17 protein-coding genes, 1 tRNA gene, 1 other RNA gene and 1 pseudogene are annotated in these 17,086 nt (G+C 69.4%); 16 read left to right on the top strand and 4 right to left on the bottom strand.

What is annotated here, in order from left to right; all coding sequences use genetic code 11:
* The first annotated feature begins 3 nt into the window (after positions 1–3).
* The 4 genes from ACWDSL_RS07695 (at position 4) to ACWDSL_RS07680 (ending at position 2,604) form a co-directional block, all read left to right on the top strand.
* Entirely contained in the window at positions 4–1,023 is a 1,020-nt protein-coding gene (locus tag ACWDSL_RS07695) for a GlxA family transcriptional regulator (RefSeq protein ID WP_450482855.1), read from the top strand.
* A 110-nt stretch (positions 1,024–1,133) separates the two neighbouring features.
* Entirely contained in the window at positions 1,134–1,277 is a 144-nt protein-coding gene (locus ACWDSL_RS07690; RefSeq protein WP_450482739.1) for a hypothetical protein, read from the top strand.
* Positions 1,278–1,510: 233 nt separating this feature from the next.
* The gene (locus ACWDSL_RS07685) at positions 1,511–2,245 is read left to right on the top strand and encodes a DUF6232 family protein (protein ID WP_450482737.1); all 735 of its coding nucleotides are present in this window, start codon (positions 1,511–1,513) and stop codon (positions 2,243–2,245) included.
* A complete protein-coding gene (locus ACWDSL_RS07680; protein WP_450482735.1) occupies positions 2,245–2,604 on the top strand; it encodes a hypothetical protein in 360 nt (119 codons plus the stop codon). The genes ACWDSL_RS07685 and ACWDSL_RS07680 overlap by 1 nt, the downstream gene beginning before the upstream one ends.
* 171 nt (positions 2,605–2,775) lie before the next feature.
* Here the strand turns inward: ACWDSL_RS07680 and ACWDSL_RS07675 are convergent, their stop codons facing one another.
* Complete coding sequence (locus ACWDSL_RS07675) at positions 2,776–3,579, bottom strand: NAD(P)H-binding protein (RefSeq protein ID WP_450482733.1); 804 nt, start codon at positions 3,577–3,579, stop codon at positions 2,776–2,778.
* 9 nt (positions 3,580–3,588) lie between these two features.
* Between ACWDSL_RS07675 and ACWDSL_RS07670 the strand changes: the two genes are divergently transcribed.
* The gene (locus ACWDSL_RS07670) at positions 3,589–4,329 is read left to right on the top strand and encodes a helix-turn-helix domain-containing protein (protein WP_450482731.1); all 741 of its coding nucleotides are present in this window, start codon (positions 3,589–3,591) and stop codon (positions 4,327–4,329) included.
* Positions 4,330–4,517: 188 nt separating this feature from the next.
* On the opposite strand, the gene ACWDSL_RS07665 is transcribed toward ACWDSL_RS07670, so the two are convergent.
* Positions 4,518–5,171 (bottom strand): helix-turn-helix domain-containing protein, encoded by a 654-nt coding sequence (locus tag ACWDSL_RS07665; protein WP_450482729.1) that lies wholly within the window; start codon positions 5,169–5,171, stop codon positions 4,518–4,520.
* Positions 5,172–5,441: 270 nt separating this feature from the next.
* A complete protein-coding gene (locus ACWDSL_RS07660) occupies positions 5,442–5,906 on the bottom strand; it encodes an ATP-binding protein (protein WP_450482727.1) in 465 nt (154 codons plus the stop codon).
* Between the two features lie 176 nt (positions 5,907–6,082).
* Here ACWDSL_RS07660 and ACWDSL_RS07655 point away from each other — a divergent pair, with 176 nt between their 5' ends.
* Positions 6,083–7,369, top strand: coding sequence for a helix-turn-helix domain-containing protein (locus ACWDSL_RS07655; protein WP_450482853.1), 1,287 nt, complete (start codon positions 6,083–6,085; stop codon positions 7,367–7,369).
* Complete coding sequence (locus ACWDSL_RS07650) at positions 7,366–7,899, top strand: flavoprotein (RefSeq protein WP_450482725.1); 534 nt, start codon at positions 7,366–7,368, stop codon at positions 7,897–7,899. Before ACWDSL_RS07655 ends, ACWDSL_RS07650 begins: the two co-directional genes overlap by 4 nt.
* Before the next feature lie 153 nt (positions 7,900–8,052).
* On the opposite strand, the gene ACWDSL_RS07645 is transcribed toward ACWDSL_RS07650, so the two are convergent.
* Positions 8,053–8,137, bottom strand: a tRNA-Ser gene (locus ACWDSL_RS07645).
* 74 nt (positions 8,138–8,211) lie between these two features.
* Between ACWDSL_RS07645 and ffs the strand changes: the two genes are divergently transcribed.
* The 9 genes and pseudogenes from ffs to ACWDSL_RS07600 form a co-directional block, all read left to right on the top strand.
* Positions 8,212–8,306, top strand: an RNA gene (gene ffs / locus ACWDSL_RS07640) — signal recognition particle sRNA small type.
* A gap of 73 nt (positions 8,307–8,379) precedes the next feature.
* Positions 8,380–11,022 carry a DNA polymerase III subunit gamma and tau gene (locus tag ACWDSL_RS07635; protein WP_450482723.1) on the top strand — a complete coding sequence of 881 codons (2,643 nt, stop codon included), beginning with the start codon at positions 8,380–8,382 and terminating at the stop codon, positions 11,020–11,022.
* 176 nt (positions 11,023–11,198) lie between these two features.
* Complete coding sequence (locus ACWDSL_RS07630) at positions 11,199–11,534, top strand: YbaB/EbfC family nucleoid-associated protein (RefSeq protein WP_014177713.1); 336 nt, start codon at positions 11,199–11,201, stop codon at positions 11,532–11,534.
* 131 nt (positions 11,535–11,665) lie between these two features.
* The gene (gene recR, locus ACWDSL_RS07625) at positions 11,666–12,265 is read left to right on the top strand and encodes a recombination mediator RecR (RefSeq protein WP_450482721.1); all 600 of its coding nucleotides are present in this window, start codon (positions 11,666–11,668) and stop codon (positions 12,263–12,265) included.
* Positions 12,258–12,923 (top strand): DUF5063 domain-containing protein, encoded by a 666-nt coding sequence (locus tag ACWDSL_RS07620; RefSeq protein ID WP_089512802.1) that lies wholly within the window; start codon positions 12,258–12,260, stop codon positions 12,921–12,923. Before recR ends, ACWDSL_RS07620 begins: the two co-directional genes overlap by 8 nt.
* A 306-nt stretch (positions 12,924–13,229) precedes the next feature.
* Positions 13,230–14,501, top strand: coding sequence for an aspartate kinase (locus tag ACWDSL_RS07615; RefSeq protein ID WP_450482718.1), 1,272 nt, complete (start codon positions 13,230–13,232; stop codon positions 14,499–14,501).
* A complete protein-coding gene (locus ACWDSL_RS07610; protein WP_450482716.1) occupies positions 14,498–15,571 on the top strand; it encodes an aspartate-semialdehyde dehydrogenase in 1,074 nt (357 codons plus the stop codon). Before ACWDSL_RS07615 ends, ACWDSL_RS07610 begins: the two co-directional genes overlap by 4 nt.
* A gap of 399 nt (positions 15,572–15,970) precedes the next feature.
* On the top strand, positions 15,971–16,552 hold the full coding sequence (locus tag ACWDSL_RS07605) for a SigE family RNA polymerase sigma factor (RefSeq protein WP_385627176.1): 582 nt from the start codon (positions 15,971–15,973) through the stop codon (positions 16,550–16,552).
* A pseudogene (locus tag ACWDSL_RS07600) lies at positions 16,549–17,086 on the top strand (hypothetical protein); the annotation flags it as partial. The gene ACWDSL_RS07605 and the pseudogene ACWDSL_RS07600, both read left to right, overlap by 4 nt.

The following is a 17,086-nucleotide window of genomic DNA, read 5'->3' as shown; positions in this document are numbered from 1 at the left end:
AATATGGCCATGGCTGTCTTCACCCACCCCACTCGCCATCACGTCGCCGTCTTCGCCCGCCAGAAGATGCTCCCGATCGAGCTGGGCATCGTGCACCAGCTGTTCGGGCAGGCCAGACAGGGCGCCTCGGCCGACGGGAAGCCGCTCTACGAGGTCGCCACCTGCGGGCTGCGGGCAGAAGCGATACGGACGGACGGAGACTTCACCGTCAATGTGCCCCACGGCCCCGAGGCGCTGGCCGAAGCCGACACGGTGATCGTTTTGTCCTCGTACGAGGACTACGAGCAGACGGATCCGCGGCTGCCGACGCCGCTCGCCGAGGCGTTCACCCGGATCCGCCCCGGCACCCGCATGGCCTCGATCTGCACGGGCGCCTTCGTACTCGCCTCGGCCGGCCTCCTCGACGGTCGGGCGGCCACCACGCACTGGCGCTACACCGAGCAGTTCGCGCGCCTGTTCCCAGAAGTCGAGGTGGACGCGGACGTGCTCTACACCGACGGCGACGACGTCCTGACCTCGGCGGGCTGCGCCTCCGGGATCGACCTGTGCCTTCATATGATCCGGAGCGACTACGGGACAGCGGTCGCGGGCGACGTCGCCCGCCGCACCGTCGTACCGCCGCACCGGGAGGGCGGCCAGGCGCAGTACGTACGCCACCCCGTACCGGACCCGTCCTCCGCCTCCACCGCGGTTGCCCGCCACTGGGCCCTACAGCGGCTGCACGAGCCCCTCACACTGGGCGACCTGGCGTCCCAGCAGGCCATGAGCATCAGGAACTTCAATCGGCGCTTCCGCGACGAGGTCGGCACGACACCGATGACATGGCTGACCCAGCAGCGCGTCGAACGCGCCAGAGAACTACTGGAGGAGTCCGACCTGCCGGTGGACCAGGTGGCGGCCCAGGCCGGCCTCGGCACGGCGGCCAACCTGCGGCAGCACTTCCAGTCCGCCCTGGGTACTTCCCCGAGCGCCTACCGGGCCACCTTCCGCGGCCCGCACGATGCCGGCGCGGCTCGCCCCTGACGATGCGCGGCTCGGGGTGTTCAATGAAACCAGGGAGAGCGACGGATCACGCCGTTCCCGGTGGTGAGAGTACTTAGACCGGTCCGCTTTCCCAGAAGAAGGCGATCTCGATGAACATCGCACACGAAGAGGTCCTCGCCGCGGTGGTCCGAGCGGTGGAGGCCGCGAACCGTGCCCCGCAATTCTTCACCTGGTATGCCATCGTGCTCGCGGTCCTGCTCGTGGCAGCGGTGGTCACGCTCCGGCACAGGTGACGTGTGCAGGACGAGCATGGTGAGCGGCACAGTGGGGTCCGCACCGGTTCCTGAGTGGTCGATTCCGGCGCGGACAGAGAACGAAGCGAACCCGGGAGCACCGGCTCCCACTCATGCGGCGGGGTGTCAACTTCAGTCCTTAGTACCACCGTTCACGGTGAGCCCACTTGCGTCGGTGAGGCTTGACCGGGTGAATGGACTTCACACGGCAAGGTTGGCCCAAGGGGGTTCGCGTGACATCGGCAGACTCGGCGGGGCAGGCATGGAACACGCCTCCCGGCGCCGTATCCGCAGGCGGCGGCTGGCAACCGCCCCCCGCCCGGCCGCCGGCCGCCCCGCCGCAGCCATCGGCCGGTCCGCCGCCCGCCGCCGATCCGTACCCCGATGTGGCAGCACCGGCCTCGGCCCAGCCGATCATCGGAGTCGATCTGCGGGTCAGTAAACGGCTGCTCTGGATCGGAGACGCCTACTACCCGCTCCACAACCTCGCCCGGGTGTACACACTCACCATCCACCCCCGGCGCAAGGACGCAGTTCTGCTCTTCGTGAAGCGGCTGCTGATCATCGGAGCGGTGACGACATTCCTTGCTCTGCTCGCCGCCGTGATCGACGGGTCCGGCGGCGGCCTCGGAAGCGGTGACAGCGGTGGCTCCGGACTCTCCGTCCTCGTCGTGGTCGTCGCGGTCGCGGCGCTGATCTACTCCCTCGTGGAGATGCTGACGGTGCTCGGCGCGCCCCCGCACTTCATTCTGGCCGTTGAGACCTCCGGCCCCTCCACTGCTGTGGTGACCAGCCGGTGGCCCGACCAACTGCGGCAGCTCGCACGCCAGATCGCCGACGCGATCGAGAACCCGGAGGCGGATTTCCAGGTGCGGGTGGACACCATCACGATCAGCCCCAAGCACTACTACTTCGGAGACAACGTCAACATGTACGGCGGCACCGGCAACGTAGGGATGGCGAGCTGATGAGCGGGGACCAGCACTACTACTTCGGCAGCGGCGACCATGTCACCATGCACGGCGGCTCGGGCAACATCGGCATCGACAAGCGAGTCACTCCGGCCCAAGAGCTGCCCCAGGCCGTCCAAGAGGCCCTCCGCGAACTCCTCACCCTCATCCAGGAGCTGCGCGCCCAGGTGCCGCCGGCCAGCGCGGACGTTCTTGATGACTCCCTGCCGGCACTCCGCGCCGAGGCGGACGTCCAACCGCAGGAGCGGCACCGCGCCCTGCTCGCCGTCGCGGGCATCGCCGCGACCATCGGTGCGCTCGGCGTACCGGTCGTCGAGGCCATCAACAAGGTCCTCGAACTCATGGGCGCGAAGTGAGCACCCGCCCGCAGATCGGTCCCCCGACCCGTTGATCAAGCTTCTCCGCAAGCGTGCAGGAGGAGATAGGCGCGATAGGGCACCTCGGCTCTATCCCTCGAGCAACGAGGGCCGCTCACCCGAGAGCCTGGCGGCCGGGCTCGCCCGAGCCTGGCGGCCGGCGGCGGCGGGTTACGGCATTGCCGCGAATGCCTCCCGGTGATCGCGTGCCCACTGCTCGAACGTGCCCGCCGGTCGGCCGAGCACCCGCGGCACGTGGTCGGTGACGTAGGCCGCACCGCCGGCGCGCGCCCAGCCGATGCCAGTGGTCATCCCGGCCGGCAACTGGTCGAGCGCGCTCGCATCGGTGATCTTGACCGGCTGTTCCAGCACGCGCTCCAGGATCGTCGCCTGGTCTGTGAACGTCAGCAGCTCCGGCCCTGTCAGGTCGTACCGCTGCCCGTTGTGCGCATCGCTGGTCATGGCGGCAACGGCGACCGCGGCCACGTCCCTCGGGTCGACGATGGCCTGCCGGGAATCGCCGGTCATGTTCGGGATCGGTTCTCCCGCCTGGATCAGCGCCCGGTAGCGCAGGAAGTTCGACGCGAAGCTCGGCGGGCGGAGCATCGTCCACACGAGCCCGCTGGCCTCGATCGCCTCCTCCGCGGCGAGGTGCCACGCGCCGACGGTCGCCCCCTCGAACCGTTCGCCGCTGCCGATGGCGGACAGCTTCACGATCTTACGGACGCCCGCCGCCCGTGCGGCCGTCATGAGGGCGATGTCGTGGTCCGCGGTCGGCACGGGCGGCGCGGTCACCAGGAAGACCGTGTCGACGCCGGCCACCGCGCCCGCCAGCGACGCCGGGTCGTCGAAGTCAGCCCGCACTCCGCCGGGCCGCTCGCGGCGGGACATCGCCCGAAACGGCACGCCCCGCTCGGTGAGCAGACGGACGACATGACTACCTATGGTGCCGGTGGCACCGGTAACAAGGATCATGCCCCGACGATGACAGCGCTCTCACACCGCGTGATAGGAAGTTTCGGCACTATCGTGAACCGCGTGAGCTCTCTTGCCGTGCCGCCTGCCCTTGTGCGTTGGGTGGCCGGGATCGATGTCGCCGCGGCGGACGGTTCGTCGGCGGTCGACGTGCCCGATCACGCCATCACGCTTGTCCTGCGCAGCGACCAGCGTGAGTTGATTGTCATGGGCCCCCGCACCCGGGCCAGCTATCACGTCGGCGCGCCCGGCCGTTCGTGCGTGCGGGTTCGCATGCGGCCGGGTCGCGCCCAAGCCCTCCTCGGCCGTCCGCTGCGTGATCTCGCCGACCGGGCCCTGCCGTTCCGCGAACTACCGGGCCTGGACCGTGACCAGTTCGCCACCGAGCCGATCGCCGCTCTCGAAGAAGCATTGGCCGACCGCCCGGAGCCCCCGGAGCGGCTCGAAGAGGCGGCACGCCTACTGGTCGGCGCCACTGTCGCCACAACCGCGGCCCGGTTGCACATCAGTGAGCGCCGCCTGCACACCTTGTTCACCGACGGCACCGGTTTGTCCCCCAAGCACTTCGCACGCATTGACCGCGTTCGCACCGTGCTCGCGGCCGATGCCGACCGGTGGTCGGACGTCGCCGCGACGGCGGGTTACTACGACCAGTCCCATATGACGGCCGAGTTCCGACACTTCATGGGTGTCCCGCCGGCCGCGTTCACCGCAGGTCGGCGTCCCGCCGCGACTGCGTGCACTGCCTGAGTTCCACGACCGGCAAAAGAGGAGTTTTCGGCAGCTTGTCGAAGATGGTCCAGTGCTGGGCCGCTGCAGCTTCCGCGCCTCCAGCCCGGCCGGCGGTGCGTGGCGGCCCCTGCGCGACCCGGCGGCAGCCGATGATGACGAGGCCGCCGACGACTGATCTCGCCCGCGAGCCCGGCGGGCGCTGCCCGTCAGTGGATGTGGGGGCCGCTGGGCAGGACTTCCTTGTCGCCCGTCGACTCTCGTTGTCGCCAGGCACCGGGTGGTTCGCCGTGGTGGCGGCGGAAGGCGGCGGCGAATGCGTAGGGCGAGCTGTAGCCGACGCTCCTGGCGATGCTCGCCATGCCGAGTTCGCCCGTGCGCAGGTGGTCGCGTGCGAGGGCCACGCGCCAGTCGGTCAGGTAGTGCATGGGTGTCTGGCCGAGTGCCTCGTGGAAGGTACGTGCGAAGGCGGCCCGGGACAGGCCGCTGATCGCCGCGAGTTCGGGGACGGACCAGGGGTGGCCGGCGTCCTCGTGCATGGCCTGGAGCGCGGCGCTCAGACGAGGGTCGGCGGAGGCGCGGTACCAGCGGGGTGCGTTCGGGCTGCGGCGGAAGTCGCTGCGGATGGCGAGTACCAGGAGGACGTCGAGGAGTCGGTCGAGCACGGTGGCCTGGCCCGGTTCGGGGTTGGCGAGCTCGTGGGAGTGCAGGGCGATCACGTCCCTCAGCGGATCGCCGACGGCTGCTTGCAGGGTCAGGACCTGCGGCAGGGCTTCGAGTAGCCCGGTGCCGATGTCGCCGGAGAACCGGTAGGCACCGCAGAGGAACACCGTCGGGGGTGTCCGACTCCCCGTCGGTGGCATGCCGGGCCCGGAACTCCTCTGGTTCGAGGCAGTCGGTGCCGGGCTCGTGGCCGTTGCCCCCAACACGCTTTCCAAGTCTTCGTATGGGTATCCGGGCGTAGACGCGGGTGTCCTGACCTGTGGTGGAACGGCTCGCCTTGCGGGCTGCGGACGGTGTCGGACGGGGGTGAATGCAACCAAAGTTTTCGCTGCGAGGCGGGTGGTGCGTAGGCCTCTGTTGCGGAACTTGGCGTTTCGTGGCGAGCCTCTGGTTTCGGAGGCGCAGGTGGATCAGGGCCGAACGTGTCGGCTGCTCAAAGGGCGTGTAGGAGCAGCAGAAGCTGCCCTCGCGTCGGCATAGGTCTCCAGGGGCACTTCGAATTCAGCCCAGCACCGCTTACCGGTGGGCGTCAGCTCCACGTCGTGCCGAGCGGCCAGGGCGGCGACGATGAGTAGACCTCGACCGTTCTCGTCGACCACACCGGGCAGGTTCAGCCGCGGGAGTTCATGGCTGGCGTCGCATACATCGATTCGTACGAGACCGCCGCAGAGTCGGACGTCCACCGAGACGTGTGTGGAGTCGGCGTGCTTCACGGCATTGGTGACCAGCTCGCTGGTTGCCAATTCAATCGAGTGGAGTACGTCGCTGTCGGCCTGTAGTCCCCATCGGCATAAGGCCGCGAGTACGCGGTGCCGGGTGTGTGCAACGGCATGTGTTGCTCTGGGGAGGACGAAGCTGAGTTGGTGAGTTTCCATGTGCGCCTCCGGAACGAGTGGGGCCGTCCCAGGGAACTGCTCATCGACGCCCAGCGGTCCCTGTCGGCGCCACTGGGGCATGAGTTATGCAGAAGCCGCATTACGGCGCATCTCGGCTGACCTACGCTCGGTTTAAGGGGCAGGATCGGTGGCGACAGGGAGGGGCCGTGGCGGAGATGGTCGATGCTCAGGATCAGGCGAGACGACTCGGTCGAGTCATCCGTGACGCTCGATTGCGACAGAAGCGCTCACAAGCACAGGTCGCCGCAGCGCTGGGCTACCACCAGGCGAAGGTGAGCCGGTTGGAGAACGGGCGTGGCACGGAAGACATCCGCGTGTTGCGGGATGTGGCCGGGGTGTTGGACATCCCGCTTCACGAACTTGGCCTGGCTGCCTCCCCCGCTCCCGACACCGCAGACCGTAAGGCAGACCGTAAGAAGGAGGACATGCACCGTCGTACCTTTCTGGCTGCCAGCGTCGCCTCCCTCGCGGCGCCGCCGACGCCCAGCCCGGCTGCCCATCAGGGTCTGGTACACGCTCTGCTGCCTGCGCCGCCACCCGCGCCCATGGCCGACAAGGTAAGTGCACGGGAGTTGGGTGACCGAGTCGCCGCAGCACGTCGACTGTTCTGCACGTGCGACTACGCCGAGCTGGGCCGTGCCCTGCCGCCACTGATCGCTGACCTGCGGCGAGCAGCAGCCGACTCCTCCCACTCCTTGACCGTCGTCGGGCTGCTGGCCACGGCCTACCAGACCTCGGTGAGTCTGCTGCTCAAGCTCAGCGACGTCGGACATGCGTGGATGGCTGTCGGACGGGCCATGGCAGAGGCGGAACGCTGTGGTGACCCCGTCGTCCTGGCGTCCAGCGTTCGGGTGCATGCGCACGTTCTCGCCCGGGACAAGCACACCGCTCAAGCCGTGACGCTGGTGCGCCACACCGCAGAACAGCTGACCGGTGCCTACGATCGTCGCTCTCCGCGCTATCTCGCAGCCCTGGGGCTGATGCTGCTGCGCGGAGTCACAGCCGCGAGTAGCGCCGGTGATCGCGCGGCCACGCAGGACTTTCTCAGGGAGGCGACGGACGTCGCCCGCTACGTGACACTCGACCGCCCCGAAGCGTGGGCAAACTTCAGTCCCACCAACGTCGAGCTGCACGCCGTCAGCGCGGCCGTTGCCCTCGGCGATGCGGGTATCGCCTTGGAGACCGCCCGACCGCTCATGCGGCGGCCGATCCCCGTCCCCGAACGGCGCGCGGCCCTGTGGGTGGAAGCCGCCCGTGCGTACAGTCAGCAGGGCAGGCTCGCCGACGGTTACCGAGCGCTCCGAGTCGCTGAAAACTGCGCGGTCCAGGACATCCGACGGCCGGCAGTACGTGAGCTGGTGGCTGACATGGCCGCCCGTGACCGCCGCCGAGCTGTGCCCGAGCTGCATCACTTCAGCCGACAACTGGGAGTGCCTGCGTGAGCGAGCGGAGTAAGCCGTTCCTCTACGTCGTCGTCTGTGCGGCCGGGATCGCCGGTGATGTCGGCAAGCTGATCACCGCGGCACAGGAGCGGGACTGGGACGTCGGTGTCATCGCGACCCCGCAGGGCCTGGGCTTCATCGACCCCCAAGCTGTCGAGGCCCAGACCGGCTATCCGATCCGCTCCGCATGGCGCTCGCCCGGTGACCCGCGCCCCCTCCCGCAGCCGGACGCCATCGCCGTCGCCCCGGCGACCTTCAACACGATCAACAAGTGGGCCGCCGGGATCTCGGACACTCTGGCCCTGGGCATTCTGTGCGAGGCCTACGGCTTGGGCATCCCGACCGCAGCCCTGCCCTATCTGAACGCCGCGCAGGCCGCCCACCCGGCGTACCAGCAGAGCCTGGAGCGGCTGCAGGGGATGGGCGTGTTGATCGCCGACTACGAGCCGCACCAGCCGAAGGCGGGCGGCGGTCGCGACAAGTTCCGGTGGGAGCAAGCGGTGGAGCTGCTGATCCACAAGGTGCGGTGAGCGCGGGAACGGGTTCGTAGCCGACCGGCGGCCACACCGCTGCGGTCGTCCTGGTGGGAGTCCCCGACAGCCGAGCCGGAAACCGAGACGGGAGATCACGAAGGGCCCGGCCGCTGAGCGGTCGGGCCCTTCGTATGCCCTGCTGGGCGGGTGCGGAGGATACGAGATTCGAACTCGTGAGGGGTTGCCCCCAACACGCTTTCCAAGCGTGCGCCCTAGGCCTCTAGGCGAATCCTCCGGGGGAAACAATACAAGACCAGAAGCAGTGGATGCGAACTCGTTCCCACCCCGCTCCATCCGCTAGGGTGGGGGCCAGCCCCTCACGTGGCGCTATCTCACCGAACTCCCCCAGGGCCGGAAGGCAGCAAGGGTAAGTGGGCTCTGGCGGGTGCGTGGGGGGCCCTTGCGTTGTGGGGAGGGGCGGGGGAGAGGGATGCGGGGCGGCTTCGGATGTCGGTGGGCACCGATATCGTCGTAAGCGTGTCGTCCCTCGCGCTGTACCGCCGCTACCGCCCCGAGACCTTCGCCGAGGTCATCGGTCAGGAGCATGTCACCGGCCCGCTGCAGCAGGCGCTGCGCAACAACCGGGTCAATCACGCGTACCTCTTCAGCGGTCCGCGTGGCTGTGGCAAGACGACCAGCGCGCGCATTCTGGCCCGCTGTCTGAACTGTGAGAAGGGGCCGACCCCGGCGCCGTGCGGGGAGTGTCAGTCCTGCCAGGACCTCGCGCGGAACGGGCCGGGTTCGATCGATGTCATCGAGATCGACGCCGCGTCTCACGGAGGCGTGGACGACGCGCGTGAACTGCGGGAGAAGGCGTTCTTCGGGCCGGCGTCGAGCCGGTACAAGATCTACATCATCGACGAGGCGCACATGGTCACCTCGGCGGGGTTCAACGCCCTGCTGAAGGTGGTCGAGGAGCCTCCGGAGCATCTGAAGTTCATCTTCGCGACCACGGAGCCCGAGAAGGTCATCGGCACCATCCGGTCGCGTACGCACCACTACCCCTTCCGGCTGGTGCCCCCCGGGACGCTGCGCGACTATCTGGCGGAGGTCTGCGAGCGGGAGGCGATCCCGGTCGAGGACGGGGTGCTGCCGCTGGTGGTGCGGTCCGGGGCGGGGTCGGTCCGGGACTCCATGTCAGTCATGGACCAGCTGCTCGCGGGCGCGGCCGAGGATGGTGTGACGTACGCCATGGCGACGTCGCTGCTCGGCTATACGGACGGATCGCTGCTCGACGCGATCGTGGACGCCTTCGCGGCGAGCGATGGCGCGGCCGCGTTCGAGCTCGTCAACGGTGTGATCGAGGGGGGTAACGACCCTCGGCGCTTTGTTGCCGATCTTCTGGAGCGCCTGCGTGACCTGGTGATTCTCGCCGCCGTGCCGGACGCGGCGGAGAAGGGGCTCATCGACGCCCCAGCCGATGTCGTCGAGCGGATGCAGGCGCAGGCGTCCGTCTTCGGCGGCGCCGAGCTCAGCCGCGCCGCCGACCTGGTCAACGAGGGCCTGACCGAGATGCGCGGTGCCACCTCGCCGCGGCTGCAGCTGGAGCTGATCTGTGCGCGGGTGCTGCTGCCCGCGGCGTTCGGCGACGAGCGGTCGATGCAGGCGCGGCTGGAGAAGCTGGAGCGGGGGGCTCTGGCGGGTGGTCTGGGTGGAGGCTTCCCCGGGGCGGGGGCCGGTGGTCTGCCGGGAGGTTCCGGCGGGGCGGAAGGCCAAGGGCCCGCCATGGGGTACGTACCGGGGCCCGACGCACACGTCCCGGCCGCGGGCCCCTCCGGCCCGGCGGCCGCGCGGGCGGCGGTGACCGGCCGGGGTGGGGCCGGGGGCGGGGCTGGGTCCGGTCAGGGTGGGGCCCCGGCCGTGGCTGGGCCCGGTGCGGGTGGTCCGGCGGCTGGTGATCCTGCCGCTGGTGGTCCTGGTGGTGGTCCTGGTGGTGGTGCTGCTGGTGGTGGTGCGGGTGTGGCTTCGGCCGACGCCGGAGGTGCGGGGCAGCAGCCCGGGGGCGCCCAGCCCGCGGGGGCGAACGGCGGTGGTCAGCGCCCCGGTGCCTGGCCTGGTGCGGCCACGGGTGGTGCGGCTGCGGGCGGTTCTGCGGCTCATGGTCCGGCTGCTGGCGGGCAGGCGGAGGGCGGCGATACGGATGGTGGCGGGGCCCCTGCCTCGTCCTCGTCGCGGCCCGGGGCCTGGCCGAGCGCCGCGGCCCCCGGTTCCGGCGCCCAGGGCGCGGGACGGCAGCCCGGCAGCTGGCCGTCGGCCGCCGCTCCGGGGCAGGGTGGGGCGTCTTCGGGTGGTCCTTCTGGTTCTTCCGGTGCTTCTGGTGCTTCGGGTTCCTCCGGGCCTTCCAGTCCTTCCAGTCCTTCCGCGCCTTCCCCCGGTGCCCCCGCCGCCCCCGCGCCCGGCATGGCGCAGGGCGCCATGCAGGTGCGGCAGATGTGGCCGGACATCCTGGAGGCGGTCAAGAACCGCCGCCGCTTCACCTGGATCCTGCTGAGTCAGAACGCGACCGTCACCGGCTTCGACGGCACCACCCTCCAGCTCGGCTTCTCCAATGCAGGCGCGCGCGACAGCTTCGTCAGCGGTGGCAGCGAGGACGTGCTGCGCCAGGCGCTCAGTGACGCGATCGGCGTGCAGTGGCGGATCGAGGCGATCGTCGATCCGTCGGGCGGCGCCGGGCAGCAGGGCGGGCCCGGCGGTGCGGGAGGCGGTGGCTTCGGCGGTGCCGGTGGCCCCGGGGGCTCCGGCGGCTCCGGGGGCTTCAGCGGTTCCGGCGGCTCCGGCTTCGGCGGCGGAGGCGGTGGCGGTGGTGCGGGTGGCTTCGGTGGCGGTGGCGCCCCGGCGGCCCCGCCGCGGCAGTCCGCCCCCCGGCCGCAGGCCCAGGCGTCCGCCGCCGCGCCCGCCGCGCCCGGTCCGTCGTCGTCCCCCGCCGGGGCGGCGGCCGAGTCGGCGAGGCCGGCCGCGCAGTCGTCGGCGTACCGGGAGCCGGAGCCCCCGCCGGTCGCGCCCGAGGACGACATGCCTGCCGAGGACGACCCGGACCTCGACGAGAGCGCGCTCAGCGGCCATGACCTGATCGTGCGCGAGCTCGGCGCGACGGTCATTGAAGAGGTCGCGAACGAGTAGGAACGGGGAGGGGCGGGTGGGGATCCTGTGCGTATCGCTCGCCCTGTGCGGCCCCTGAGTTGAGTACTCCGAGGCCGTCTGCCCTCCTCCCTACGGCGTAGGGCGGGGCGCCCCATGAGCACGTAGGCTCGGGCTATCGGAAAGAAGAACTCTGTCGACAGCGCAGGAGTGAGCTCGTGATCCCCGGTGGTGGCCAGCCCAATATGCAGCAGCTGCTTCAGCAGGCCCAGAAGATGCAGCAGGACCTTGCCGCGGCGCAGGAGGAACTGGCCAGGACCCCTGTCGAAGGCTCGGCCGGCGGCGGCTTGGTGAAGGCGACCGTGACCGGCGCCGGTGAGCTTCAGGGCCTGGTGATCGATCCGAAGGCGGTGGACCCGGAGGACACCGAGACCCTCGCGGACCTCGTCGTCGCGGCCGTGCGCGATGCGAACAACGCCGCGCAGCAGCTGCAGCAGCAGAAGCTCGGTCCGCTCGCCCAGGGCCTGGGCGGTATGCCGGGTCTGCCGTTCTGAGAGTGGCCGAGTGGTCTTCCGTTCCGCGGTAGCCGGTCTGTCCAGGGTCTGTGCAGGGCCCTGACCCGGGCCTTATACCGAAGTCTGTAAGAAGAGAAGCCACCGCGCGTCAGCGCGAGATTGGAAGCGGCGTGTACGAAGGCGTGGTCCAGGACCTCATCGACGAATTGGGCAGGCTGCCCGGCGTCGGTCCCAAGAGCGCGCAGCGCATCGCCTTCCACATTCTGCAGGCCGAGCCCACCGATGTCCGCCGCCTCGCGCATGCGCTGACCGAGGTCAAGGACAAGGTGCGGTTCTGCGCGGTGTGCGGGAACGTCGCCGAGGCCGAGCAGTGCCGGGTGTGCCAGGACCCGCGCCGCGACCAGGCCGTCATCTGTGTGGTCGAGGAGCCCAAGGACGTCGTGGCGATCGAGCGCACCCGTGAGTTCCGCGGCCGTTACCACGTGCTCGGTGGCGCGATCAGCCCGATCGAGGGTGTGGGCCCGGACGATCTGCGGATCCGGGAGCTGCTGACGCGGCTCGCGGACGGTACGGTCACGGAGCTGATCTTGGCCACCGATCCGAACCTGGAGGGCGAGGCCACCGCCACGTACCTGGCGCGCATGGTCAAGCCCATGGGTTTGAAGGTGACCAGGCTGGCTAGCGGTCTCCCAGTCGGGGGGGACCTGGAGTACGCCGACGAGGTCACGCTGGGGCGTGCCTTCGAAGGGAGAAGACTTCTCGATGTCTGACGCAACGCTGCACGCCGCCCACCCCGATCCGGACGACTTCGCGGTCCAGATCTCCGATCAGATCGAGAGTTTCATCGTCGCGGTCACCGAAGTGGCGAAGGGCGACGAACCGGACAGCGCTGTGCCGTTCCTCCTGCTCGAGCTCTCCCAGCTGCTCCTCGCGGGCGGCCGGCTGGGCGCGCATGAGGACTTCGTCCCCGACGAGCGGTACGAGCCGGATGTCGGCCCCGAGCCGGACGTCGACGAGCTGCGTGAGCGCTTCGCCCGGCTGCTCGACCCGGTGGACGTCTACTCCGAGGTCTTCGACCCGTATGTGCCGCGCAGCCAGCCTGTCGCCTGCCGGATCTCCGACGACCTGGCCGACATCGTCACCGACCTGCGGCACGGCATGGCCCACTACCGCGACGGCCGGATCAGCGAGGCGATGTGGTGGTGGCAGTTCTCGTATCTGTCCAACTGGGGTACGACCGCCTCCGCCGCCCTGCGCGCGCTGCAGTCGCTGGTCGCCCACGTACGGCTGGACAGCCCGCTGGACGAGCTGGACGGCCTGGACACCGACAGCAATGCGGGCGGCGACGAGCAGCTTGCGGAGGAGGCGGGACGGGTCATGGCGGCAGAGATCGCTGCCCCGCTCGGTATCCGGTCCGCGCAGTCCTGAGGTCGCGCATCGCCCTGAGGCGCAGTCGAGGCGCAGTCGAGGCGGAGTCCCGAGGCGCGGCCCTGACAGCTCAGCCCTGACAGCTCAGCCCGGCCTCGAAGGTGTGACCTGGGTTACCTTTCCGTGTGCTTCGGTGCGGAGCGGGCAGGGTTGGTCGCTGAGCGGGTGGTGCCAGGGATGAAGCGGAAATATCTGGGCGCCTGATCACAAGGTGAGTCATGTGTCTCGCAATGTGATATTGGCGGGGTAATTTCCGGCCACTCGTTAGACTGACCCGACCGCATTACTGAGAGCCAGGGAGCGCACGTGGGCCTTGTCGTGCAGAAGTACGGAGGCTCTTCCGTTGCCGATGCCGAGGGCATCAAGCGGGTTGCCAAGCGAATCGTCGAAGCCAAGAAGAACGGCCACCAGGTGGTCGTCGTGGTTTCCGCGATGGGCGACACGACGGACGAGCTGATCGACCTCGCCGAGCAGGTGTCCCCGATTCCGTCGGGGCGTGAGTTCGACATGCTGCTGACAGCCGGAGAGCGGATCTCCATGGCCCTGCTGGCGATGGCGATCAAAAACCTCGGCCACGAGGCGCAGTCGTTCACCGGCAGCCAGGCCGGTGTCATCACCGACTCGGTCCACAACAAGGCGCGGATCATCGACGTCACGCCCGGCCGTATCCGGCAGTCGATCGACGCGGGCAATATCGCGATCGTCGCGGGCTTCCAGGGTGTGTCCCAGGACAAGAAGGACATCACCACCCTGGGTCGTGGTGGCTCCGACACCACCGCCGTCGCTCTCGCGGCCGCCCTCGATGCCGAGGTCTGTGAGATCTACACGGATGTCGACGGTGTGTTCACCGCCGACCCGCGGGTCGTGAAGAAGGCCCGAAAGATTGACTGGATCTCGTTTGAGGACATGCTGGAACTGGCCAGTTCTGGCTCCAAGGTGCTGCTCCACCGCTGTGTGGAGTACGCCCGCCGTTACAACATCCCGATCCACGTCCGCTCGTCCTTCTCCGGGCTCAGAGGCACGTGGGTCAGCAACGAACCGCAAGGGGAGCAGCCGATGGAGCAGGCGATCATCTCGGGTGTTGCCCACGACACCTCCGAGGCCAAGATCACGGTCGTCGGAGTGCCGGACAAGCCGGGTGAGGCCGCGGCCATCTTCCGTACGATCTCGGACGCCGAGCTCAACATCGACATGGTGGTGCAGAACGTCTCCGCCGCGGCGACCGGCCTGACCGACATCTCCTTCACCCTCCCGAAGACCGACGGCCACAAGGCCATGGGGGCGCTGACCAAGTCGCAGCCGACGATCGGCTTCGACTCGCTGCGCTACGACGACCAGATCGCCAAGATCTCGCTGGTCGGCGCCGGTATGCGGACGAACCCGGGCGTCACCGCGACCTTCTTCGAGGCGCTGTCCAACGCCGGGGTCAACATCGAGCTGATCTCGACCTCCGAGATCCGTATCTCGGTCGTCACTCGCGCCGACGATGTGAAGGAAGCGGTCCGGGCTGTCCACACCGCCTTCGGTCTGGACAGCGACAGCGTGGAAGCCGTCGTCTACGGAGGGACCGGCCGATGACCGGCCACGGCGGTGCCGTCGGCCGGAAGCCGACGCTCGCCGTCGTCGGCGCGACCGGAGCCGTCGGCACCGTCATGCTCTCGATCCTCTCCGAGCGGGCGGACATCTGGGGCGAGATCCGGCTGATCGCCTCGCCGCGCTCGGCCGGCCGGAAGCTGTCCGTACGGGGTGAGCAGGTCGAGGTCGTCGCGCTGAGCGAGGAGGCCTTCGACGGCGTCGACATCGCGATGTTCGATGTGCCGGACGAGGTCTCCGCGCAGTGGGCGCCGATCGCGGTCGGCAAGGGCGCGGTCGTCGTCGACAACTCCGGAGCCTTCCGGATGGACCCGGACGTGCCCCTGGTGGTCCCGGAGGTGAACGCGCACGCGGCCCGTCTCCGCCCGCGCGGCATCATCGCCAACCCCAACTGCACCACCCTCACGATGATCGTCGCGATGGGCGCGCTGCATGCGGAGTTCGGGCTCCAGGAGCTGATCGTCTCCTCGTACCAGGCGGTCTCCGGGGCGGGCAAGGAGGGCGTCGACACCCTCCGCGAGCAGCTTGCCCTCGTCGCCGGTACGGAGCTGGGCACCCAGCCGGGCGACGTACGGCGGGCGATCGGCGACACCGGGCCGTTCCCCGGGCCGATGGCGCTCAACGTGGTGCCGTTCGCAGGCTCGCTCAAGGAGGACGGCTGGTCCTCGGAAGAGCTCAAGGTGCGCAACGAGTCCCGCAAGATCCTGGGCCTGCCGGAGCTGCGGGTCACCGCGACCTGTGTCCGTGTACCCGTGATCACCACCCACTCGCTGGCCGTGCACGCCCGGTTCGAGAACAAGGTGACCGTGGCCCAGGCGCACGAGATCCTGGCGGCCGCCCCCGGTGTGGTGCTCTGCGACAACCCGGGGGAGGGGGAGTTCCCCACCCCGGCCGATGTCGTGGGCACCGACCCGACCTGGGTGGGCCGGGTCCGGCGTTCGCTCGACGACCCCAGGGCGCTCGAGCTGTTCGTCTGCGGCGACAATCTGCGCAAGGGCGCGGCGCTCAACACCGCGCAGATCGCGGAGCTCGTCGCGGCGGAGCTGTCGGTCTGACGGTCTGGCGATTGGCGGTCCGGCGGTCCGACGGTTGGCTTACGGCCAAACTGTGAGCCTTCTGTGACCCGAACAATGGCCTGGACCACTTGAACCGGGCTCAAACCAGGGCAAAGATCTACGGATAAGATTCCCTCCCCGCCTGCTGCAACCGTCAGCGGGCGGGGAGCGTCTTTCCAGCCGCCCCTCGGTGGGCGTTGGGCAAACCGGGGCATTTGGGGACGGGTTGGTATGTATGGGGGCATTCGTTGCTTCGTCAAAAGCGTTGCCTCACGCGTACAACCCTGACAGGGGGCAGCGTGTCCAACTGGCGTGGCAGCAGAGGTATTCGGCATCGCAACGGTTCCTGGGCGCGGCGGCACGGCAGTGCGGCCCCGGCGTCCCCGCACTCCTGGTGGCATGCCGGTGATCGCGCCATGGTCGACCACTCGCCCCGCGCCGCAGATCTCGTCGACAGGGCGCGAGGACGCTGACGACACGATGGCAGCGGGCACCACAGTCGACCACCTCACCGAGACCTACCGCGCGCACTACCGATCGCTGCTCGGTCTTGCCGCGCTGCTTCTCGACGACACCGCGTCCTGCGAGGATGTCGTCCAGGAGGCGTTCATCCGCGTGCACTCCGCGCGGCGCCGGGTCCGTGACCCGGAGAAGACGCTCGCCTATCTGCGGCAGACGGTCGTCAACCTCTCGCGTTCGGCGCTGCGCCGCCGCATCCTCGGGCTGAAGCTGCTCTCCAAGCCGATGCCCGATATGGCCAGTGCCGAGGAGGGGGCGTACGAGCAGCTTGAGCGAGACCAGTTGATCAAGGCAATGAGAGGGCTGCAGCGCCGTCAGCGCGAGGTTCTCGTGCTGCGCTACTTCGCGGATATGACCGAGGCCCAGGTCGCCGAGACGCTCGGCATATCGCTCGGCTCGGTCAAGGCGTACGGATCGCGTGGCATCGCGGCGCTTCGCGTCGCAATGGAGGCTCCGGCATGAACGACGACACATACGAGCCGGCCTCGGGAAACCCCGACCGGCGGGCCGGTCACGAGCCCGACGGCACGGCCCCGCCCAGCAAGGCCGCGGCGACGGACGACGTGAACCGTAGGGACGGCGCGAACCGTACGGACGACGGGAAAGGTCCGGACAGCCCGGACGGCAGTGACCGTACGAACAACAGCGACCGTGCGGGCGGCAGCGACCGCGACCGTACGGACGGCGATAGCCGTACGGACGACAGCAACAGCCCGGCCGACGACAGCCCCCGCACCGACGACAGCCCCCGCACCGACGACAGCCCCCGCACCGACGACAGCCCCCGCACCGACGACAGGAACAGCCCGGACGTCATGAACGAGGACGCCCTGCGCCGCCTCCTGCACAGCTCCGTCGACGAACTGCAGCCGTCTGCCGACTCCCTGGAGCACCTGCGCCGCGCCGTGCCCGCCCGCCGTACGCGCCGCCGCCGACCGCGATCGGGTCGCCGGAGCCGTCCTGGTACATCGCGTCGACATAGCCGACGCGGTAGCC

Source organism: Streptomyces sp. NPDC000941 (assembly GCF_053599555.1).
Note: the sequence above shows the minus strand (reverse complement) of the source record. Positions and strands in the feature narration are given on the sequence as shown.